This window comes from Enterobacter sp. fkY84-1 (assembly GCF_052974705.1).
In genome coordinates, this window is record NZ_CP169393.1 from 3,685,185 (window position 1) to 3,706,484 (window position 21,300).

Consider the following 21,300-nt stretch of genomic DNA (forward strand, 5'->3'; position numbering starts at 1 on the left):
GACGACACGCTCAACAATCCAGATTTATAAGAAAACCGACAGGCCAGCACGTCACACTGCTGGCCTTTCTGACAACAGGTCGGCTCAGCCGATGTGAAAATAAGAAGATCGTGGAGAACAACAATGAGCGCAAATGCGGAGAGCACTACCCCGCAGCAACCGGCCAACAAGAAAGGCAAACGTAAGAGCGCCCTTCTTCTGTTGACCTTGCTCTTTATCATTATTGCCGTGGCATATGGGATCTATTGGTTTTTAGTACTGCGTCATGCTGAAGAGACTGACGACGCGTACGTGGCAGGGAACCAGGTACAAATTATGGCGCAGGTGTCGGGCAGCGTGACGAAAGTCTGGGCTGACAATACCGACTTTGTGCAAAAAGGCGATGTGCTGGTGACGCTCGATCCAACCGACGCCCAGCAGGCGTTTGAAAAAGCGCAGACCGCGCTGGCCTCCAGCGTTCGTCAGACCCGCCAGCTGATGATCAACAGCAAGCAGCTGCAGGCCAACATCGACGTGCAGAAAACCGCACTCGCGCAGGCGCAGAGCGATCTGAACCGCCGCGTGCCGCTCGGCACCGCCAACCTGATTGGCCGTGAAGAGCTGCAGCACGCCCGCGACGCCGTCGCCAGCGCTCAGGCACAGCTGGACGTGGCCATTCAACAGTACAACGCCAACCAGGCGATGGTGCTGGGCACCAGCCTGGAAAACCAGCCTGCCGTTCAGCAGGCGGCGACCGAAGTGCGCAACGCGTGGCTTGCCCTGCAGCGTACTAAAATCGTCAGCCCAATGACCGGCTATGTCTCCCGTCGTTCCGTCCAGCCAGGGGCGCAGATCAGCCCAACCACGCCGCTGATGGCGGTTGTGCCGGCGGACAATCTGTGGGTCGACGCCAACTTTAAAGAGACGCAGCTTGCGCATATGCGTATCGGCCAGACCGCAACGGTTGTCAGCGACATCTATGGCGATGACGTGAAGTACACCGGCAAAGTGGTGGGTCTGGATATGGGGACCGGCAGCGCCTTCTCCCTGCTGCCTGCGCAGAACGCCACCGGTAACTGGATCAAAGTCGTACAGCGTCTGCCCGTGCGTATCGAACTGGATGCCAAACAGCTGGCGGATCACCCGCTGCGTATCGGCCTCTCCACGCTGGTGACGGTTGACACCGCCAACCGCGACGGTCAGATCCTGGCAAGCCAGGTGCGTAGCAGCCCGGTTTATGAAAGTAACGCCCGTGAAATTAGCCTCGATCCGGTCAACAAGCTGATCGATGACATCGTGAAGGCAAACGCCGGTTAATCCGAAGGTGAGCGTTATGCAACAGCAAAAGCCGCAAAAACCGCTGGAAGGCGCGCAGCTGGTCATTATGACCATCGCGCTGTCGCTGGCGACATTCATGCAGGTGCTGGACTCCACCATCGCAAACGTGGCGATCCCGACCATCGCCGGTAACCTTGGCTCGTCGCTGAGCCAGGGGACCTGGGTCATTACCTCGTTTGGGGTGGCAAACGCCATCTCCATTCCGATCACCGGCTGGCTGGCAAAGCGCGTCGGTGAGGTGAAGCTGTTCCTCTGGTCCACGGTGGCGTTTGTTCTGGCCTCGTGGGCGTGCGGCATGTCCAGCAGCCTGACGATGCTGATTTTCTTCCGCGTCATTCAGGGGATTGTCGCGGGGCCGCTGATCCCGCTCTCCCAGAGTTTGCTGCTGAGCAACTACCCTCCCGCAAAACGTTCCGTCGCGCTGGCGCTCTGGTCGATGACCGTTATCGTCGCGCCTATCTGCGGACCGATTCTGGGCGGGTACATCAGCGATAACTACCACTGGGGCTGGATCTTCTTCATCAACGTACCGATTGGCGCCGTCGTGGTATTGATGACGCTGCAGTCGCTGCGGGGACGAGAGACGCGCACCGAACAGCGCCGTATCGACAGCATCGGGCTGGCGCTGCTGATCCTGGGTATCGGCAGTCTGCAGATCATGCTCGACCGCGGTAAAGAGCTCGACTGGTTCAACTCGCAGGAGATCATCATCCTGACCATTGTCGCGGTGGTGTCGATAAGCTTCCTGATTGTCTGGGAGCTGACGGACGACAACCCGATCGTCGATCTCTCGCTCTTTAAGTCGCGAAACTTCACCATCGGCTGCCTGTGTATCAGCCTCGCCTATATGCTCTACTTCGGCGCGATTGTTCTGCTGCCGCAGCTGTTGCAGGAGGTGTATGGCTATACCGCCACCTGGGCGGGTCTGGCGTCGGCACCTGTCGGGGTGATCCCGGTCCTGCTGTCGCCGATTATTGGCCGCTTCGCCCATAAGCTCGACATGCGTCGGCTGGTGACGTTCAGCTTCATCATGTACGCGGTGTGCTTCTACTGGCGTGCGTATACCTTTGAGCCGGGAATGGACTTTGGCGCCTCGGCGTGGCCGCAGTTCATTCAGGGCTTTGCGGTGGCGTGCTTCTTTATGCCGCTGACCACCATCACGCTCTCTGGCCTGCCGCCCGAGCGTCTGGCGGCCGCGTCGAGCCTGTCGAACTTCACCCGTACGCTGGCGGGCTCCATCGGGACGTCGATCACCACCACCCTGTGGACAAACCGCGAATCAATGCACCACGCGCAGCTGACCGAAGCGGTGAACCCGTTCAACCCTAACGCACAGCAGATGTACAGTCAGCTGCAGGGAATGGGGATGACGGAGCAGCAGGCGTCCGGCTGGATTGCCCAGCAGATCACCAACCAGGGGCTGATTATCTCGGCCAACGAGATTTTCTGGATATCGGCAGGGATCTTTATCATCCTGCTGGGGCTGGTGTGGTTTGCCAGACCGCCGTTTGGTGCCGGTGGCGGCGGTGGCGGCGCGCACTAGTCTTATGCGCGGGTTGCCGGGTGGCGGCTACGCCTTACCCGGCCTACGATAACTGACACATCCGTAGGCCCGGTAAGCGCAGCGCCACCGGGCAACCATTGCCACCGTGTCCAAAACGCGACAGCCATTGTCAGTGCCGATAAAGCAGCGCGCCTGAAATCGATTCACGATAGTGAAAAGACAACAGGAGCGCATCATGCTGAACACACCCGCCGACAAGTACCAACCCTTTCCCTCCCTTTCCCTGCCCGACCGTCGCTGGCCGGAACAACGCATCACCCGCGCGCCGCGCTGGCTCTCGACCGACCTGCGCGACGGAAACCAGGCTCTGGCCGAACCGATGGACAGCACGCGCAAGCTGCAGTTCTGGGACCTGCTGTTAAGCTGCGGGTTTAAAGAGATTGAAGTTGCCTTTCCTTCCGCCTCGCAGACGGATTTCAACTTTGTTCGCCAGCTGATTGAAGAGAACCGCATCCCGGATGACGTGACGATTCAGGTGCTCACTCAGGCACGGGAAGATCTCATCCATCGCACTTTTGAATCCCTGCGCGGCGCGAAGCAGGCGACCGTGCATCTGTATAACGCCACCGCTCCGCTGTTCCGCCGCCTGGTATTCGGCATGGAGAAAGCGCAGATCGTTGAGCTGGCGACGCGTGCCACGCGGCTTATTCGTCAGCTGTGTGAAGAAAATCCCGACACCCGCTGGCAGTACGAATACTCTCCGGAAACCTTCTGCTTTACCGAGCCGGAATTTGCGCTGGAGATTTGTGAAGCCGTAGCGGAGATCTGGCAGCCTTGCGACGAACGCCCGATGGTGATCAACTTACCCGCCACCGTCGAAGTGAGCACGCCGAACGTCTATGCCGACCAGATCGAGTACTTCTGTCGCCACTTCAGCCGCCGCCGCGATGTCTGCATCAGCGTGCATCCGCATAACGACCGCGGTACCGGCGTCGCCTGCGCGGAGCTGGCCGTAATGGCGGGGGCTGACCGCGTGGAGGGCTGTCTGTTCGGTAACGGCGAGCGCACGGGCAACGTCTGCCTGGTGACGCTGGCGATGAACCTCTACAGCCAGGGTATCAGCCCGACTCTGGACTTTAGCGATATGAACCGGGTGGTGGAAGTGGTGGAAACCTGCAATCAGCTGCCGGTGCACCCGCGCCATCCGTGGGCAGGACGGCTGGCCTATACCGCCTTCTCCGGCTCGCACCAGGACGCAATCAAAAAAGGCTTTGATGCCCGCAGGCCTGGCGATCGCTGGGAGATGCCTTACCTGCCCGTCGATCCCCAGGATATCGGCTGCACCTACGAAGCGGTGATCCGCGTAAACAGCCAGTCAGGGAAAAGCGGCAGCGCGTGGCTGATCGAACAGAATCATGGTCTGAAACTGCCCCGCGCCCTGCAGCAGGATTTCAGCCAGCACGTGCAGCAGGAAACCGACCGTCACGGAAAAGAGATGACGCAAAATGCGCTGTGGCAGCTGTTTCGCACCCGCTACGGTCTGGTGGCCACGCCGCAGTATGCGCTGCAATCCTACCGCAGCGACAGCCAGCAGGACGGCCAGCTGCGTTTGACGGCCAGCGTCGCCACACAGGGAGGAACGCGCCAGCTGGAAGGTCACGGCAACGGTCTGCTCTCCGCCGCCGCTCATGGCCTGAGCCGCTGGGTCAACGCCCCGTTCGTGATTAAGGATTATCACGAGCATACGTTAGGCGAACGCAGCGACAGCCGCTCGGTGGCCTACATCCGCTGCCTGTTCCAGGACGGCAGCAGCCGCTGGGGCGTGGGCATTGATAGCGACGTGGCGCGCGCGTCGCTTCAGGCGCTCTTTAACGCCGTCAGTCGTTCTTAAAGTAATCGCTGGGGGAGACGCCCATCACCCGGCGGAACATCGCCGTAAAGGCGCTGTGGCTGCCGTACCCCAGATCCAGCGCCACGCGCAATACCGGCTGGCCCTGCGCCAGCCGCACTAAGGCTTCCAGCAGACGCGCCCTTCTCAACCACTCGCCGTAGCTTAAACCCGTCTGCTGTTGAAAATGGCGGTTCAGCGTGCGCTCGCTCATGTTCATCAGGCTCGCAGCCTGCGCGCTGCTCCAGCTTTCCCCCGGGTTTTGCCGGATTTGCAGGCACAGGCGACGTAACGCCTCGCTTTCCGGCTCCGGCAGGTGAAACGGCAGCACCGGCATAGTGCGGATTTCATCGAGAATCAGTTCATAGACGCGTTCATCCCGGCTTCCGGGTGAGTACGATTCAGGCAACGCAAGGGAGACGAGGATCAGCTCGCGCAGCAGCGGCGCGATCTGCACGATCTGGCAGGTGGCGGGAAGATCGGCCCGCGCCAGCGGATCGATAAACAGCGTTCGCGCCGCCACGTTGCCGGTAATGCGCAGGGAATGCTGCGTGCCCGCAGGCAGCCAGACGCCGCGACCGGGAGGCACAACCCAACAGCCCGATGCGGTATCCACTCGTACCACGCCGCTCAGGGTATGCAGCAGCTGCGCGCAATCGTGCTTGTGCCACGGCTCGTTATCACCGTGAGCGTAATCATGGGCAAACGGAACGAGGGGACGGTGGGTAAAAGAGAAGGTTAAGGTTGTGGTCAAAGGAGGCACCAGCACAATGTAGGCCCGGCAAGCGAAGCGCCACCGGGCATCCACAGGCACAATACTAGATGTGCAGTTCCTGCAGTTTTTCTTTCGGCAGGGCCAGCTCTTCGTTGCTGTTCACGCGAACGTCGCGTTCGATGATGTGGCGCGCGATCTCCTGCGCTTCTTCCAGAGAGTGCATCTGATAGGTGCCGCACTGGTAAACGTTCAGCTCAGGGATCTGGTTCTGCTCTTTCACCTTCAGCACGTCTTCCATGGCCGCTTTCCAGGCATCTGCAACACGTTTCTCTTCAGGCTGACCAATCAGGCTCATGTAGAAACCGGTACGGCAGCCCATTGGAGAGATATCGATGATCTCAACGCCGTTGCCGTTCAGGTGGTCACGCATGAAGCCAGCGAACAGGTGCTCCAGCGTATGAATGCCTTTCTCCGGCATCACTTCTTTGTTTGGCACGCAGAAGCGCAGATCGAAGACGGTGATCGTGTCGCCGTGCGGGGTGTGCATGGTCTTCGCCACGCGGACTGCAGGTGCTTCCATACGGGTATGGTCGACAGTAAAGCTATCTAATAACGGCATACGTCACCTCCGATAGTGATTTTTTTTAAAATAAACTGAACTCTTCTACAGAATGCGCGTCTGAGTATATGAAAGACGCGCATTTGTTATCATCATCCCTGAATTCAGAGATGTATATTTTGGCCACAGCGATGTGGCCTTTTTCTTTTCTGCTTAAGCCTGCTTCGCCAGAAACGCCTCAAACGACTCGGTATCCGCCGCTTCAACCTCTTTCTGACGCACAACGGACGCTTCGCGTTCCGCGACAAAATCTGCTTCGCTCAGGATTTCTAACGGCTCCTGGATCAGCATTTCACGGTACTCCGCCGAGAGTGAGCGCCCCGTACCACCAATGCCCTGATCAATCATAGAACGCAGAATGCGCGCTGAGAACGTCAGTTCCGGGTTATCAAAGCACGCCACCAGCTGGTCGCAAATCTGTTGATACGCGTCGCCGCCGTCGATGCTGTCCATCGTCCGGGCAACACGCTTCAGGTCACGGAACAGATCTTTGCCGACTTTCGTCAGCGGGAACTGTGCCGTTTCGCAGCCGATACCCAGCGTCAGGCCCGGTTTACGCCCTTCCAGAATCACGCGGTTCCAGTTTGTACGGGTGCAGAGCAATTCGTCTGAACTCATTTCCGGCGCATCCGCCAGCACGCACCAGACCATAAACAGATCCAGGAAGCGAATCTGCTGTTCATCAACGCCAATCGGTGAGAACGGGTTGATATCCAGCGAGCGCACTTCAATGTATTCGATCCCGCCGCGCTGCAGCGCATCCGACGGGGTTTCGCCGCTGCGGGTTACGCGCTTAGGACGAATTGGCGCATACAGCTCGTTTTCAATCTGCAGGACATTGCTGTTGATCTGCAGGCGCTTACCGTCTTTTTCGAGGCCGATTTTTTCGTACTCTTCCGACGGGGTTTTGATCGCCCGCTTCAATCCTGCCACATATTCGTGCAATTCGTTAAACGTAATACCGAGATTGCTTTGCGATTTATTGGTATAGCCGAGATCGCTCAGACGCAGAGAGGTGGCGTACGGAAGATAGTACATTCCGCAGTCGGTCTTCTCGAACGGCAGCGTCGTCGGTTTCCCCTGCAGGAACGAAGAACAGATCGCCGGGGAGGCACCAAACAGATACGGGATCACCCAGCCGAAACGGTAGTAGTTTCGGATCAGGCGGAAGTAGCCTGCTGAGATGGCGTCTTTATCCGTTTCACCGCATTTCGCCTGCCAGAACGCCATTGGCAGCGAGAAGTTGTAGTGCACGCCAGAGATGGTCTGCATCAACGCGCCGTAGCGATTTTTAAGACCTTCGCGATAGAGCGTTTTCAGCCGACCAATGTTTGACGTGCCGTACTGCGCCAGCTCAATCTCCTGGCCCTGCTCGATATAGCACGGCATGCTGAGGGGCCACATACGCTCATCGCCGAGATTGCGCGCGGTGTAGCGATGGATATCGCGCATAATCGTCAGCATATGATCAATATCACCCTCTACTGGGGTGATGAACTCCAGCAGCGCTTCAGCGAAATCGGTTGTGATCCATTTATGTGTCAGCGCCGAGCCTAACGCCTTCGGGTGACCCGTCGTCGCTAAACTGCCGTCCGCGTTAACGCGCAGCGTTTCACGCTCAAGACCACGCTGAATACCCTTCAATGCCTGAGGGTGGTTTTCCAGCCAGGCCAGCGCCTGAGATACGTCCGGGATCAAATTGACCTCCCGCCTGTCAAAGTAATGTTACTCAGCATAATTGTAATGGTTGACGATTGAAGGTCGCGTATTCATTCCACCAATTAGTGCCACCACGTCATACCCTGTAGTGTTGCCCACGCCACGAGAACATAGCGCAACGCCTTGCCAAGGCACAAAAAAAAGAGCACCGGTCCCCAGGAGATGCGCATCCATCCCGCCAGCAGACACAGTAAATCGCCTATTACAGGCATCCAGCTTAATAACAGCGTGGCAGCGCCATAGCGTTTTAGCCAGCCGACTGCCTTTTCCTGCCAGCGCGATTTTTCACGCAGCGGAAAGAAACGCCCAAGAATAACGTTAGTCAGCCCTCCAAGGCTATTACCCATTGTTGCTATTACTACAAGCAGCCAGGGCTGACTCACGCCGGACAACAGCATCGCCACCAGCACCACTTCCGAATTGCCCGGTAACAGCGTGGCGCTGAGAAAACTGCTGGCGAATAATGAGGCAAGTGACAGCGCGTCACTCACAGTAAGCGTACATCCACCGCATCCATTCCGGCATCACGCGCGGCCTGGATCCCGAAATCGGCATCTTCAAACACGACGCACTTTGCCGCCGGGACGCCCATTAATTCTGCGCAAAGCAGGAAGGTGTCCGGTGCGGGCTTGTGACGTTTAACATGATCGGCGGCGACCACGGCAGAAAAATAGTGGCGCAGGCCAAGATGATTGAGCAAGGCTTCTGCAATCGCGCTTTCGCTGCCCGTCCCCACCGACATCGGGCGACGCCCGTGCCACTCTTTTACCACATCAATCAGCGGCAGAGGACGTACGGTATCTAAAAGCATGGCTTTTACCGCATCGTTTTTTTCGCGCGCGAGCAGGTGCGGGTCGAGATCGGCCTGATTCAGTTCAATCACGGCCTGCGCAATACGCCAGGTGGGGGAGCCGTTGAGGGCGATCATCGCCTGAAGGTCGAAACGCATGCCGTAGCGGCCCAGGACGTCGGTCCAGGCTTGACGATGCGTGGGTTCGGTGTCCAGGAGGGTACCATCCATATCGAAGATCAAACCGTCATACTGTGCGTACATCGTGCTCTCGCTAACCGATTAACAAAGCATTACTTTATCGTAAATGGTGGTTTTTGTCGCTGATTGCGAAATGATAACAACGAGAGTGATTAAGAACTAAACATCGAAGGGAAAGGCAGATGAGATGGTGCATCCGGGAGGATTCGAACCTCCGACCGCTCGGTTCGTAGCCGAGTACTCTATCCAGCTGAGCTACGGATGCATCGGGAAATGCTTTTAGAAACAGTAATGGTGCATCCGGGAGGATTCGAACCTCCGACCGCTCGGTTCGTAGCCGAGTACTCTATCCAGCTGAGCTACGGATGCATCAGGGTACTGCTTTCAGAAATAGTAAATGGTGCATCCGGGAGGATTCGAACCTCCGACCGCTCGGTTCGTAGCCGAGTACTCTATCCAGCTGAGCTACGGATGCATCGGGATTTACTACTGTACTGCTCGATATTCATATCACTTCTAAAGCAATATGAAGTAATAGATGGTGCATCCGGGAGGATTCGAACCTCCGACCGCTCGGTTCGTAGCCGAGTACTCTATCCAGCTGAGCTACGGATGCAAAATGGCGGTGAGGCGGGGATTCGAACCCCGGATGCAGCTTTTGACCGCATACTCCCTTAGCAGGGGAGCGCCTTCAGCCTCTCGGCCACCTCACCACACAACGCCTCTTTCGAGTGCTTCGAGTAACTCGTTAAGAGCTTCTCGTCGCTGCGTGGCGCATATATTACTTTCTGGGACTTATAAGTCAAACAATTTTCCAAAAGCTTTTATCGTTTGCACAAATCACACGCAATTCGCATGTAAAAGCCGCAAAGAGGGTGTTTTATAAGCGGATTTTGCAGGCATCTTCGCAGAAAACTGATGCGGAAAGAACAGTGTTGGGACGAGATAAGGGTAGCGGAGTGGTCAAAAAGAGAGCGATTGAAATTAAACGGTAACTTTGAGCAGGAAAAATAGCGGGAGGGTTGCGTCTCGCCCGACAGCGAGACGCGACAATATCAGTAACTGGACTGCTGGGATTTTTCAGCCTGGATACGCTGGTAGATCTCTTCACGGTGGACAGATACTTCTTTAGGAGCGTTAACACCAATACGTACCTGGTTACCCTTTACCCCTAAAACTGTCACGGTGACCTCATCCCCAATCATGAGGGTCTCACCAACTCGACGAGTCAGAATCAGCATTCTTTGCTCCTTGAAAGATTAAAAGAGTCGGGTCTCTTGTATCCCGGCATTATCCATCATATAACGCCAAAAAGTAAGCGATGACAAACACGTAAAGTGTAAGCAGTCACGGCATCACATTCTGTTAAACGTAAGTTTAGCCGATATACACAAACTCAACCTGACTTTATCGTTATCGATAGCACAGTGAACAAGACGCCATAACGTTACCGCTATGGCGTCTGCTTGTGCTTTGTAGTTATTACAGTTTCGCGCTTACCCAGCTTTCAACGCTGGCTAATGCCGCAGGAAGTGCCGCCGCATCCGTACCACCGGCTTGCGCCATGTCCGGACGACCGCCACCCTTGCCGCCCACCTGCTGAGCGACCATACCAATCAGTTCCCCTGCTTTTACGCGGTCAGTCACATCCTTAGAGACGCCCGCAATCAGAGAAACCTTACCATCTGCCACTGTCGCCAGCACGATAACGGTAGAACCAAGCTGGTTCTTGAGATCGTCGACCATAGTACGCAGCATCTTAGGCTCAACGCCCGCCAGATCGCTGACCAGCAGTTTGACGCCCTTAATGTCTACAGCCTTGCTGGAGAGGTTTGCACTCTCCTGCGCCGCAGCCTGCTCTTTCAGCTGCTGCAGCTCTTTTTCCAGCTGACGCGTGCGATCCAGCGCAACGCGCACTTTCTCGCCCAGGTTTTGGCTATCGCCTTTCAGCAGCTGCGCGATATCGTGCAGCTGATCGCTCTGCGCATGCAGGCTGGCAATCGCGCCTTCACCGGTCACCGCTTCAATACGACGCACGCCTGCCGCCGTTCCCGACTCGGAAACGATGCGGAACAGGCCGATGTCACCGGTGCGCGAGGCGTGTGTACCGCCGCACAGCTCGGTAGAGAAGTCGCCCATGCTCAGCACGCGAACACGTTCGTCGTATTTCTCGCCAAACAGCGCCATCGCACCTTTTTTCTTCGCGTCCTCGAGATCCATGATGTGGGTCTCGATTGGCAGGTTACGACGGATCTGCGCGTTCACCAGATCTTCCACCGCGCGGATTTCAGACGGCTTCATCGCTTCAAAATGCGAGAAGTCGAAGCGCAGCACTTTGTCGTTAACCAGAGAACCTTTCTGTGCAACGTGGTTACCGAGCACGTCGCGCAGGGCAGCGTGCATCAGGTGGGTTGCAGAGTGGTTCAGACGAATGCGCGCGCGGCGAGCTTCATCAACGTTAGCCTGGACGCCCTCGCCCACTTTCAGAGAACCTGAAACCAGTTTGCCCTGGTGACCAATTGCCTGACCGTATTTCTGGGTATCGGTCACGCTGAAGCTAAAGCCATTGCCCTTCAGTTCGCCTTTATCGCCAACCTGGCCGCCGGATTCGGCGTAGAACGGCGTTTTGTCCAGAATGACTACGGCTTCCTGGCCCGCGCTGATGCTGTCTACGGCTTTACCGTCAACAAACAGAGCGGTCACTTTGCCGGTCAGTTCCAGCGCCTCATAGCCTTTGAATTCAGACGCGCTGTCAACGCGGATCATCGCGTTGTAGTCTGCACCGAAGCCGCTGGACTCGCGCGCACGACGGCGCTGCTCTTCCATCGCGGCTTCGAAGCCCGCTTCGTCAACTTTGATGTTACGCTCGCGGCAAACGTCCGCCGTCAGGTCAACCGGGAAGCCGTAGGTGTCGTACAGGCGGAAAGCAGTTTCGCCATCCAGCGTGTCGCCCTTGAGTTTCGCCAGTTCTTCGTCCAGCAGCGCCAGACCACGCTCCAGCGTACGGGCAAACTGCTCTTCTTCGGTTTTCAGAACCTGCTCTACCTGCGCCTGCTGGCGTTTCAGCTCATCACCGGCAGAACCCATCACGCCAATCAGTGGCCCAACGAGTTTATAGAAGAAGGTGTCCTTCGCGCCCAGCATGTTGCCGTGACGGATAGCACGACGAATGATACGACGCAGCACGTAGCCACGGTTTTCATTCGACGGGATAACGCCGTCGGCAATCAGGAACGCGCAGGAACGAATGTGGTCTGCGATAACGCGCAGCGATTTGTTGTTCAGATCGGTCGCGCCGGTCACTTCCGCAACGGCTTTGATCAGGGTGCTGAACAGGTCAATCTCATAGTTGGAGTTAACGTGCTGCAGTACCGCGGCAATACGCTCCAGACCCATACCGGTATCAACGGACGGCTTCGGCAGCGGCTCCATGGTACCGTCGGCCTGACGGTTGAACTGCATGAAGACGATGTTCCAGATCTCAATGTAGCGATCGCCGTCTTCTTCCGGGCTGCCTGGAGGGCCACCCCAGATGTGGTCGCCGTGATCGTAGAAGATCTCGGTGCACGGACCGCAAGGACCGGTGTCACCCATCTGCCAGAAGTTGTCAGACGCGTATGGCGCGCCTTTGTTATCACCGATGCGAATAATACGCTCGCGCGGGATACCGACCTCTTTTTCCCAGATTTCGTAGGCTTCGTCATCGGTTTCATAGACGGTAACCCACAGACGCTCTTTCGGCAGGTTGAACCAGTTCTCACCGGTCAGCAGTTCCCACGCATATTGAATAGCATCGTGTTTAAAGTAGTCGCCGAAGCTGAAGTTACCCAGCATTTCGAAGAAGGTGTGGTGACGCGCGGTGTAACCGACGTTTTCCAGGTCGTTGTGTTTACCGCCCGCACGCACGCAACGCTGTGAGGTTGTGGCGCGGGAATAATTACGCTTGTCGAGACCAAGGAACACATCCTTGAACTGGTTCATCCCGGCGTTGGTAAACAGCAGAGTCGGATCGTTGTTCGGTACCAGGGAGCTGCTGGCAACAACCTGGTGTCCCTTACTATGGAAAAAATCGAGAAACGCCTGACGGATCTCAGCGGTGCTCTTGCTCATAATTATCCTGAAATCAAGCTAACGAAATGTCGTAGCCAGCCTGTTTCGATAAACCGTTGGACAGACCAGCTACTGGAAAAAGTGGGAATAAGATAAGTTTTCTTTAGTGGGAAGTAAAATCCCGCATGCGTTCAATCGGCAAAATTACGCCAGATATCCTGAATATCTTCCATCAGAAAGCCGCGGTAGAGCAAAAAGCGCTGGATTTTGACTTTTTCTGAAAAATCACGCGGCAGCGGTTCGCCGTACTTACGAATCGCCTGCTCTTTTGCCAGCTCGCACCAGTCCGTATCGCATTCGCGCATCGCTTTTTCGATGGACTCCCGGGCCACCCCTTTCTGGTTCAGCTCCTGCCGGATGCGCGCAGGGCCGTAGCCCTTGCGGCCGCGGCTGGCGAGAAAGCGGGAAGCAAAGCGATCGTCGTCCAGGTAATGATGCTCATAGCACCAGGCCACCACGCGGTCGTAGTCTTCCGCCGTGGCATCAATCTCTTCCGGCCCGTTTTTACTCATCACCGGAGCCGACAGCTTCCGCCGCAGCTCCTGCTCACTGTGGTCACGCACGGCCAGGATGCGCACCGCACGATCCAGCAAGCGCGCGTAGGCGGGTCGGCGTGATGTCGGTTCACTCATAAAAAACCTGTAGAATCAGAAATGCAAAAAGGGCCGCATCAGCAGCCCTTCATCTTTACACGAGAGACTTAAAAGTCTTCGTTGGTTTCTTCAGCATCCGCAGCATCGACTACGAAATCAGGTTTGGAGTCCTGGTTGTTCAGCAGAAGCTCGCGCACCTTCTTCTCAATCTCTTTCGCCGCAGCCGGGTTCTCTTTCAGCCAGGAGATAGCATTCGCTTTACCCTGACCAATCTTGTCACCGTTGTAGCTGTACCAGGCGCCCGCTTTTTCAATCAGCTTCTCTTTCACGCCCAGGTCAACCAGTTCACCGTAGAAGTTGATCCCTTCACCGTAGAGGATCTGGAACTCAGCCTGTTTGAACGGTGCAGCGATTTTGTTCTTCACCACCTTCACGCGGGTTTCGCTACCGACGACGTTTTCACCCTCTTTCACCGCACCGATACGGCGGATATCCAGACGGACAGACGCGTAGAATTTCAGGGCGTTACCACCGGTTGTGGTTTCCGGGTTACCGAACATCACACCAATTTTCATACGGATCTGGTTGATGAAGATCAGCAGCGTGTTGGACTGCTTCAGGTTACCGGCTAGCTTACGCATCGCCTGGCTCATCATACGTGCCGCGAGGCCCATGTGAGAGTCGCCGATTTCACCTTCGATTTCGGCTTTTGGCGTCAGTGCGGCAACGGAGTCAACAACGATAACGTCAACCGCACCGGAGCGCGCCAGCGCGTCACAAATTTCCAGCGCCTGCTCACCGGTGTCCGGCTGAGAACACAGCAGGTTGTCGATGTCCACGCCCAGCTTACGCGCATAAACAGGATCCAGCGCGTGCTCGGCATCGATGAACGCACAGGTTTTACCTTCGCGCTGTGCCGCAGCAATCACCTGCAGCGTCAGGGTAGTTTTACCGGAGGATTCTGGCCCGTAGATCTCTACGATACGGCCCATTGGCAGGCCGCCCGCGCCCAGCGCGATATCCAGAGAAAGCGAACCGGTGGAGATCGTTTCCACATCCATGGTACGGTCTTCACCCAGGCGCATGATGGAGCCTTTACCGAATTGCTTTTCGATCTGGCCCAGTGCTGCCGCCAACGCTTTCTGTTTGTTTTCGTCGATAGCCATTATTACTCCTGTCATGCCGGGAGAAGCGACTGTGCTTCACCGTGGATTTCTGTTCTGTTGGTGCAATTATACTGTATGGTCATACAGTATCAAGTGTTTTGTAGAAATTGTTGCCAGAGCGTTTTTAACGCATATTCCGTTGCCTGACGGCGCACGCTTTCGCGATCGCCGCTGAAGCACTCCCGGCGGGTAATCCCTTCCCCCTTCGACGTGGCAAACCCAAACCAGACGGTGCCAACAGGCTTCACGTCGCTGCCGCCGTCCGGCCCCGCGATGCCGCTAATGGAAATCGCGTAATCTGCCCGCGCCGCCTTGAGCGCGCCAATGGCCATTTCAATGACCACCGGTTCACTGACCGCGCCATGCTGTTCCAGCGTGGCTTCACGCACGCCAATCATTTGTGCCTTAGCTTCGTTACTGTAGGTCACAAAACCGCGTTCAAACCAGGCGGAACTGCCGGCAATATCGGTAATCACTTTCGCCACCCAGCCGCCGGTGCAGGATTCCGCGGTGGTCATTGTCGCCCCACGCTGCTTAAGCGCCAGGCCAACGATCTCGCTAAGCTGCATCAATTCATGGTCAGTCATTCTCGCTCCAGGCATCAGAAAAACGTGCTGCACAAGATAGCACTTTCTCGTCAGATGTGGGGATGCGCTTCAGGTTTTACGAGGGGGCTTCAGAAAAAAGCCGGTGCAAACGCACCGGCCGTGGAAGAGGTTATTTCATGCTGTCGGCGAGGGTATTCACGTTGTGGCGGAACGCCTTGACGTAGGTGTCTGCCACGCCGCCTTTTGCCGACAAGGCCTCCGGATAAAGTTCTCCCCCTGGCTGCGCGCCCGTCGCTGAGGCAATCTGCTTCACCAGACGCGGATCGAGCTGGTTTTCCATAAACCAGGTTTTTACGCCGTCGGCTTTGATCTGATTGATGATCTCAGCAACCTGCGCCGCGCTGGCCTCGCTCTCTGAAGAGAGTCCTTGAGGTGCCATGAAGGTTACGCCATAAGCGCGGTTGAAATAGCCGAAGGCGTCATGGCTGGTCAGCACCTTGCGCTTCGCCTGCGGGATCTGGCTAAACCGCGTTTTGGCCCAGCTATCCAGCTGGTTGAGCTGCGTGATATAGGGTTTACCGGAGGCTTCCAGCGCGGCTTTGTCCTGCGGATCGGCTTTCACCAGCCCGTTCAGAATATTTTGTGCATATAACGCCCCGTTCGCCGCGCTGTTCCACGCGTGCGGATCGGTCACGGTCTTTCCATCTTCCTCAAGCGTGTGCGTTTTCACGCCTGTTGAAGCGACGACCAGTTGCCCTTTGAACCCGGAGGCTTTCACCAGGCGGTCAAGCCAGCCCTCCAGCCCCAGACCGTTCACCACCACCACATCGGCCTTGCTCAGCGCCGCGCTGTCCTTCGGCGACGGTTCGAAGGTATGCGGATCGCCGTCCGGCCCCACCAGCGTCGTCACCTTCACATGATCGCCGCCCACCTCCTGGGTGATATCCCCCAGTATCGAGAAGCTGGTGACCACATTCAGCGTTTTCGCCATCACGCCCTGCGACATCATCCCCAGCGCGAGCGCCACTGCCCCTACTAGTCCTGTACGTTTCATCGTTTCCCCTTGCGTTAAAAATACGCCCGCAGACTGCCAGCGAGCCTGCTTCGCGTACCCAATAAAATGGAAATAAAGAACAGCGCGCTGGCGGTGAGCACAATGGATGGCCCGGCCGGGAGACTCATCGCCCAGGAGAGGCTCAACCCCAGCCACGCGCAGACAATACCGCTGATGCCCGCCATCAGGAGTAACGCCGGTAGCGTGCGTACCCAGCAGCGTGCCGCCACGGCCGGCAGCATCATCAGACCGACGGCCATCAGCGTGCCGAGCACCTGAAAACCGGCCACCAGATTAAGAACCAGCAGCGCCAGAAACAGTCCGTGCAGCAGGCCGGGCAGCCAGCGGGCGTTCACCTGTAGCCAGGCGGTGTCAAACGCTTCGGTAACCAGGCCGCGATAAAACATCGCCAGCACGATGAGAGTGAACATGCACACGCCTGTGACAAACAGCGCGGCGTCGTTGTCCACGGCGAGGATGGAGCCAAACAGCAGATGCAGCAGATCGACATTCGACCCACGAAGCGATACCAGCGTGACCCCCAGCGCCAGTGAGCCAAGATAAAATCCGGCAAAGCTGGCATCTTCCTTAAGCGGCGTGCGTCGGCTGACCAGACCGGCCAGCAGCGCCACGGTAATGCCCGCGACAAAACCGCCGATACTCATTGCCAGCAGCGACAGGCCGCTGAGCAGGTATCCCACGGCGACGCCCGGCAAAATAGCGTGAGAAAGGGCATCGCCCATCAGGCTCATCCGGCGCAGCTGGAGGAATACGCCGAGCGCGGTGGTGCTGATAGAAAGCGCCAGGCAAACCACCAGCGCGCGGCGCATAAAGCCGTACTCGATGAACGGCTGGAAGAATGTGTGCCAGATCACACCACCCTCACCCGCTCGGTTTTCCACTGAGGCACGTCAGCATCCAGCCGCAACGTCTGCGGGAAGTGGCGCGACACGCGCTCGCTGTCGTGCAGTACCGCGAGCAGCGTTTGCCCCTGCATATACATCTCCAGCATCACATCCATCAGCACGTTACAGGTGGCTTCATCGATGCCGGTAAAGGGCTCGTCCAGCATCACCAGCGGCGCCTGCTGTACCAGGACGCGGGCAAACAGCATGCGCTGGAACTGACCGCCGGAGAGCTCATCAATGGTGGATAACGCCATGGATGCCAGCCCGACCCGCTCAAGCGCGCTGGCAATGCGCAACCGCGTTTCGCGACGAAACCCGGAAAGCAGCGAAATGCCCGGCCAGCAGCCCATACTGACGACATCGCGCACGGTCAGCGGAAACTGCGCCTCCAGCGCGTGACGCTGTGCCAGCCAGCCGATTACCGGACGCTTACCCTGCCAGCGAAAACCGCCGCTTACGGGTGGGATAAAACCGGCGAGCGTTTTCAGCAGCGTGGATTTGCCGCAGCCGTTGGCCCCAACAATGGCGGTCATGCTGCCGCGTTCAATGACGCCCGAAAGCGCGCGCGTGACGGGCTGGTGGTCGTAACCCGCAACCAGTTCATTCATCACGATCATGGCAATGCCACCGCCCAGCGCACGGCCAGGCCGAGAAAGAAGATAAGCACCAGCGCCAGCAAAAGCCGAACCGGCGCAGAAAGAGAGAAAAGGGACATTGACATCTCGGCATCAATTTAAATGTTATAACATAACAATAATGAAAGGTGATTAGGATGTAAATGGCAGGTTTGAAAAGGGAGTGTGGCGAAATGTTTCTGCAAAACGCCCTCTCCCATGGGAGAGGGCAACAGGCCGCACCGTGCGCGCAGCCAGGCCGGGTGGCGGCGTTGCCTTACCCGGCCTACCCGTCGGGGTAACTTACTGACTAAACGGTGACGCCGCCGGCACGCGGGCCTGCGATACCGCCAGCCCCAGCTGCCACACGGCCATCGCATAGTGGGTGCTGTGGTTATAGCGGGTGATGGTGTAGAAGTTCGGCAGCCCGTACCAGTACTGATAGCCCGTTCCGACATCGAGACGCAGCAGACTCGCCTGCTGTGCATTGCCCAGCGGCTGCGTTGGCGTTAGGCCTGCCGCGGACAGCTGCGAAATGCTGTAGTTGGTTTTGAAGCCGTTTTCCAGCCCCGGCGCCTGACCGTTCGCCTGTACCGCCACCTGGCCGCCCGGCACCCAGCCGTGCGCTTTGAAGTAGTTCGCCACGCTGCCGATGGCATCCACCGGATCCCACAGGTTGATATGGCCATCTCCGTTAAAGTCGACGGCATACTGTTTATAGGACGACGGCATAAACTGGCCGTAGCCCATCGCGCCGGCAAACGACCCTTTCAGATCGAGCGGATCGTCCTGTTCGTTGCGCGCCATCAGCAGGAAGGTTTCCAGCTCGGAAGAGAAATACTCCGCGCGGCGCGGGTAGTTAAAGGAGAGCGTCGCCAGCGCATCCAGAATGCGGGTTTTGCCCATCACGCGGCCCCAGCGGGTTTCCACGCCGATAATTCCGACGATAATTTCAGGCGGCACGCCGTACACCTGCCACGCACGGTTAAGCGCATCTTCATACTGATTCCAGAACGCCACGCCGTTTTGCACGTTGTCCGGGGTAATGAACTGTTTGCGATAGCGCAGCCACGCCCCGTTTGGCCCGCTCGGCACCTGGGCCGTCGGCGCCTGTCTGTCCATCAGGCGCAGCACGTAGTCCAGACGCTTGGCCTGAGACAAAATTTCGTGCAGCTGCTGTCTGTCAAAGCCGTGCTTAGTCACCATTTTATCGATGAACTGCTCGGCCGCCGGGTTATTCGCGAAGTCGCCGCCCATCTGCATCATATTGTGCTGCGGTTCCAGCAGGAATCCTCCGGAAGGCGCGCCCGCCGTTTGCTGAACGGCTTCGGTCTTAGGTTTGCTACTACAGGCAGACAGCAGAATAAGCGCAGGCAACAGCGCTGCATAACGACGCTTGAACATGAGACATCCATTTAACGGGTTCGATAAGAACCCAGTATGGTAAAGCATCCGCAACACCTCAAGGAAGCGGTACGCACCTCCCCAACGCAAATCCATGCTTTTTTCCCCCGAAAATCATTCACCACGTCAATTATCTTTCAAAATAATCCATTTTTCTTTCATTGTGAGATCTAACTAACACTTTAAAACCTTTCAAAGTGATTATTATTAGCCACAGATAGACAAAAACAAACGCCCTACAGGAGAGAAGAATGATAGAAACCATCACCCACGGCGCCGAGTGGTTCATCGGGCTGTTTCAGAAAGGCGGGGAAGTGTTCACCGGCATGGTGACCGGGATCCTGCCCCTGCTGATCAGCCTGCTGGTGATCATGAACGCGCTGATTAACTTTATCGGCCAGCAGCGCATTGAGCGCTTCGCCCAGCGCTGCGCCGGAAACCCGCTGTCCCGCTACCTGGTTTTACCCTTCATCGGCACCTTCGTGTTCTGCAACCCGATGACCTTAAGCCTCGGCCGCTTTATGCCAGAGAAGTACAAGCCGAGCTATTATGCCGCCGCCTCCTACAGCTGCCATTCCATGAACGGCCTGTTCCCGCACATCAACCCCGGCGAACTGTTTGTCTATCTCGGGATCGCCAGCGGCCTGACCACGCTTGGCCTGCCGCTCGGCCCGCTGGCGGTGAGCTACCTGCTGGTCGGTCTGGTGACCAACTTCTTCCGCGGCTGGGTGACTGACCTCACCACCGCCATTTTCGAGAAAAAAATGGGCATCCAGCTTGAACAGAAAGTCCATCTTTCAGGAGCCACAGCATGAACCGGATCCGCATTGAGAAAGGCACGGGCGGCTGGGGCGGCCCGCTGGAGTTCGACGCCACCGAAGGCAAAAAGATTGTGTACATCACCGCGGGCACGCGCCCGGCGATCGTCGACACGTTGCGCGATCTGACCGGCTGGGAAGCGGTCGACGGCTTCAAGGAAGGCGAACCGCCGGAAGCGGAAATCGGCGTGGCGGTGATCGACTGCGGCGGCACGCTGCGCTGCGGCATCTATCCGAAGCGCCGCATTCCGACGGTAAATATTCACTCCACCGGGAAATCCGGCCCGCTGGCGCAGTACATCGTTGAAGATATTTATGTGTCAGGCGTGAAGGAAGACAACATCACCCTGGTGAAGGGCACATCCGCGCCGCAAAAAGCGGCCCCGCGCGAGTACGACACCAGTAAGAAAATCACCGAGCAGAGCGATGGCCTGCTGGCGAAGGTCGGGATGGGGATGGGGTCCGCCGTGGCGGTGCTGTTCCAGTCCGGGCGCGACACCATCGACACGGTGCTGAAGACCATCCTGCCGTTTATGGCATTCGTCTCGGCGCTGATCGGCATCATCATGGCCTCCGGCCTGGGCGACTGGATTGCCCACGGCCTCGCCCCGCTCGCCAGCCACCCGCTTGGGCTGGTGACGCTGGCGCTGATCTGCTCCTTCCCGCTGCTGTCGCCGTTCCTCGGCCCGGGCGCGGTGATTGCTCAGGTCATCGGCGTGCTGATTGGCGTGCAGATTGGTCTGGGGAATATTCCTCCGCACCTCGCCCTGCCCGCCCTGTTTGCCATTAACGCCCAGGCAGCGTGCGACTTTATCCCCGTGGGGCTGTCGCTGGCGGAAGCACGCCAGGACACCGTGCGCGTGGGCGTGCCGTCCGTGCTGGTCAGCCGCTTCCTGACGGGCGCGCCGACGGTGCTGATTGCCTGGTTTGTCTCCGGCTTTATTTATCAATAAGAGGTTCCTGCCATGACCGTGATTTACCAGACCACCATTACCCGCATCGGCCAGAGCGCGGCGGATGCGCTGAGCGACCAGATGCTGATCACCTTTCGCGAAGGGGCGCCTGCGGATATCGAAGAGTTTTGCTTCATCCACTGCCACGGCGAGCTGAACGGTGAGCTGAAGGCCGGGAGCCAGCTGGAGCTGGGCGAGGCGCGCTATGCCGTGACCGCCGTCGGCGACGTCGCTGAACAAAACCTGCGCGAGCTGGGCCACATCACCCTGCGTTTCGACGGCCAGCCGCAGGCGGAATATCCCGGCACGGTTCACGTAGCGGGCCCGGTTCCGCAGGCCGTTACCCCAGGCTGCACGTTAAAATTTGTTGCGTAATTAA

The 21,300-nt window shown here is 57.6% G+C and carries 20 protein-coding genes and 5 tRNA genes; 6 read left to right on the forward strand and 19 right to left on the reverse strand.

Features of this window, described 5'->3' with window-relative positions; all coding sequences use genetic code 11:
• Positions 1 to 123: 123 nt before the first annotated feature.
• From emrA to leuA, 3 genes are all read left to right on the forward strand, one after another.
• On the forward strand, positions 124 to 1,296 hold the full coding sequence (gene emrA / locus ACEPLT_RS17555) for a multidrug efflux MFS transporter periplasmic adaptor subunit EmrA (RefSeq protein ID WP_021241959.1): 1,173 nt from the start codon (positions 124 to 126) through the stop codon (positions 1,294 to 1,296).
• 16 nt (positions 1,297 to 1,312) lie between these two features.
• Positions 1,313 to 2,860 (forward strand): multidrug efflux MFS transporter permease subunit EmrB, encoded by a 1,548-nt coding sequence (gene emrB / locus ACEPLT_RS17560; protein WP_232927396.1) that lies wholly within the window; start codon positions 1,313 to 1,315, stop codon positions 2,858 to 2,860.
• Positions 2,861 to 3,056: 196 nt separating this feature from the next.
• Complete coding sequence (leuA, locus tag ACEPLT_RS17565; RefSeq protein ID WP_232927397.1) at positions 3,057 to 4,712, forward strand: 2-isopropylmalate synthase; 1,656 nt, start codon at positions 3,057 to 3,059, stop codon at positions 4,710 to 4,712.
• On the opposite strand, the gene ACEPLT_RS17570 is transcribed toward leuA, so the two are convergent.
• The 19 genes from ACEPLT_RS17570 to mltB form a co-directional block, all read right to left on the reverse strand.
• Complete coding sequence (locus ACEPLT_RS17570) at positions 4,699 to 5,463, reverse strand: AraC family transcriptional regulator (protein ID WP_065101558.1); 765 nt, start codon at positions 5,461 to 5,463, stop codon at positions 4,699 to 4,701. The two genes, leuA and ACEPLT_RS17570, sit on opposite strands and share 14 nt — an antisense overlap.
• Positions 5,464 to 5,527: 64 nt before the next feature.
• Positions 5,528 to 6,043, reverse strand: a complete 516-nt coding sequence (gene luxS, locus ACEPLT_RS17575) for an S-ribosylhomocysteine lyase (RefSeq protein WP_008499539.1) — start codon at positions 6,041 to 6,043, stop codon at positions 5,528 to 5,530.
• 153 nt (positions 6,044 to 6,196) lie between these two features.
• Entirely contained in the window at positions 6,197 to 7,741 is a 1,545-nt protein-coding gene (gshA, locus tag ACEPLT_RS17580) for a glutamate--cysteine ligase (protein WP_045336643.1), read from the reverse strand.
• An 83-nt stretch (positions 7,742 to 7,824) separates the two neighbouring features.
• Complete coding sequence (locus tag ACEPLT_RS17585; RefSeq protein ID WP_021241956.1) at positions 7,825 to 8,253, reverse strand: YqaA family protein; 429 nt, start codon at positions 8,251 to 8,253, stop codon at positions 7,825 to 7,827.
• Positions 8,250 to 8,816 carry a fructose-1-phosphate/6-phosphogluconate phosphatase gene (gene yqaB / locus ACEPLT_RS17590; protein WP_032675388.1) on the reverse strand — a complete coding sequence of 189 codons (567 nt, stop codon included), beginning with the start codon at positions 8,814 to 8,816 and terminating at the stop codon, positions 8,250 to 8,252. Before yqaB ends, ACEPLT_RS17585 begins: the two co-directional genes overlap by 4 nt.
• A gap of 125 nt (positions 8,817 to 8,941) precedes the next feature.
• Positions 8,942 to 9,018, reverse strand: a tRNA-Arg gene (locus tag ACEPLT_RS17595).
• 27 nt (positions 9,019 to 9,045) lie between these two features.
• Positions 9,046 to 9,122 (reverse strand) — tRNA-Arg (locus tag ACEPLT_RS17600).
• Positions 9,123 to 9,151: 29 nt separating this feature from the next.
• A tRNA-Arg gene (locus ACEPLT_RS17605) sits at positions 9,152 to 9,228 on the reverse strand.
• Positions 9,229 to 9,292: 64 nt separating this feature from the next.
• Positions 9,293 to 9,369 (reverse strand) — tRNA-Arg (locus ACEPLT_RS17610).
• A 4-nt stretch (positions 9,370 to 9,373) separates the two neighbouring features.
• Positions 9,374 to 9,466: transfer RNA gene (locus ACEPLT_RS17615), tRNA-Ser, on the reverse strand.
• Positions 9,467 to 9,808: 342 nt separating this feature from the next.
• Positions 9,809 to 9,994, reverse strand: a complete 186-nt coding sequence (csrA, locus tag ACEPLT_RS17620; protein ID WP_000906486.1) for a carbon storage regulator CsrA — start codon at positions 9,992 to 9,994, stop codon at positions 9,809 to 9,811.
• A 241-nt stretch (positions 9,995 to 10,235) separates the two neighbouring features.
• Entirely contained in the window at positions 10,236 to 12,863 is a 2,628-nt protein-coding gene (gene alaS, locus ACEPLT_RS17625) for an alanine--tRNA ligase (protein ID WP_046091875.1), read from the reverse strand.
• A gap of 131 nt (positions 12,864 to 12,994) precedes the next feature.
• Positions 12,995 to 13,495, reverse strand: coding sequence for a recombination regulator RecX (gene recX, locus ACEPLT_RS17630; protein ID WP_032675391.1), 501 nt, complete (start codon positions 13,493 to 13,495; stop codon positions 12,995 to 12,997).
• A gap of 68 nt (positions 13,496 to 13,563) precedes the next feature.
• On the reverse strand, positions 13,564 to 14,622 hold the full coding sequence (gene recA / locus ACEPLT_RS17635) for a recombinase RecA (RefSeq protein ID WP_008499546.1): 1,059 nt from the start codon (positions 14,620 to 14,622) through the stop codon (positions 13,564 to 13,566).
• An 89-nt stretch (positions 14,623 to 14,711) separates the two neighbouring features.
• A complete protein-coding gene (gene pncC, locus ACEPLT_RS17640; protein WP_008499547.1) occupies positions 14,712 to 15,209 on the reverse strand; it encodes a nicotinamide-nucleotide amidase in 498 nt (165 codons plus the stop codon).
• 130 nt (positions 15,210 to 15,339) lie between these two features.
• A complete protein-coding gene (locus ACEPLT_RS17645; RefSeq protein ID WP_232927398.1) occupies positions 15,340 to 16,224 on the reverse strand; it encodes a metal ABC transporter substrate-binding protein in 885 nt (294 codons plus the stop codon).
• Between the two features lie 14 nt (positions 16,225 to 16,238).
• Positions 16,239 to 17,099, reverse strand: coding sequence for a metal ABC transporter permease (locus tag ACEPLT_RS17650; RefSeq protein WP_021241951.1), 861 nt, complete (start codon positions 17,097 to 17,099; stop codon positions 16,239 to 16,241).
• Positions 17,096 to 17,749, reverse strand: coding sequence for a metal ABC transporter ATP-binding protein (locus tag ACEPLT_RS17655; RefSeq protein WP_232927399.1), 654 nt, complete (start codon positions 17,747 to 17,749; stop codon positions 17,096 to 17,098). Before ACEPLT_RS17655 ends, ACEPLT_RS17650 begins: the two co-directional genes overlap by 4 nt.
• Positions 17,750 to 18,049: 300 nt before the next feature.
• Entirely contained in the window at positions 18,050 to 19,150 is a 1,101-nt protein-coding gene (gene mltB, locus ACEPLT_RS17660) for a lytic murein transglycosylase B (protein WP_032635345.1), read from the reverse strand.
• Positions 19,151 to 19,401: 251 nt separating this feature from the next.
• On the opposite strand from mltB, the gene srlA reads away from it, so the two are divergent.
• From srlA to srlB, 3 genes are read left to right on the forward strand one after another with little or no spacing between them, the layout of a single operon-like run.
• Positions 19,402 to 19,965: a PTS glucitol/sorbitol transporter subunit IIC gene (gene srlA, locus ACEPLT_RS17665; RefSeq protein WP_023333189.1), complete on the forward strand. Its 564-nt coding sequence runs from the start codon at positions 19,402 to 19,404 to the stop codon at positions 19,963 to 19,965.
• On the forward strand, positions 19,962 to 20,921 hold the full coding sequence (gene srlE / locus ACEPLT_RS17670; protein WP_045336558.1) for a PTS glucitol/sorbitol transporter subunit IIB: 960 nt from the start codon (positions 19,962 to 19,964) through the stop codon (positions 20,919 to 20,921). The genes srlA and srlE overlap by 4 nt, the downstream gene beginning before the upstream one ends.
• A gap of 12 nt (positions 20,922 to 20,933) precedes the next feature.
• Entirely contained in the window at positions 20,934 to 21,296 is a 363-nt protein-coding gene (srlB, locus tag ACEPLT_RS17675) for a PTS glucitol/sorbitol transporter subunit IIA (protein ID WP_008499554.1), read from the forward strand.
• Positions 21,297 to 21,300 lie beyond the last annotated feature (4 nt).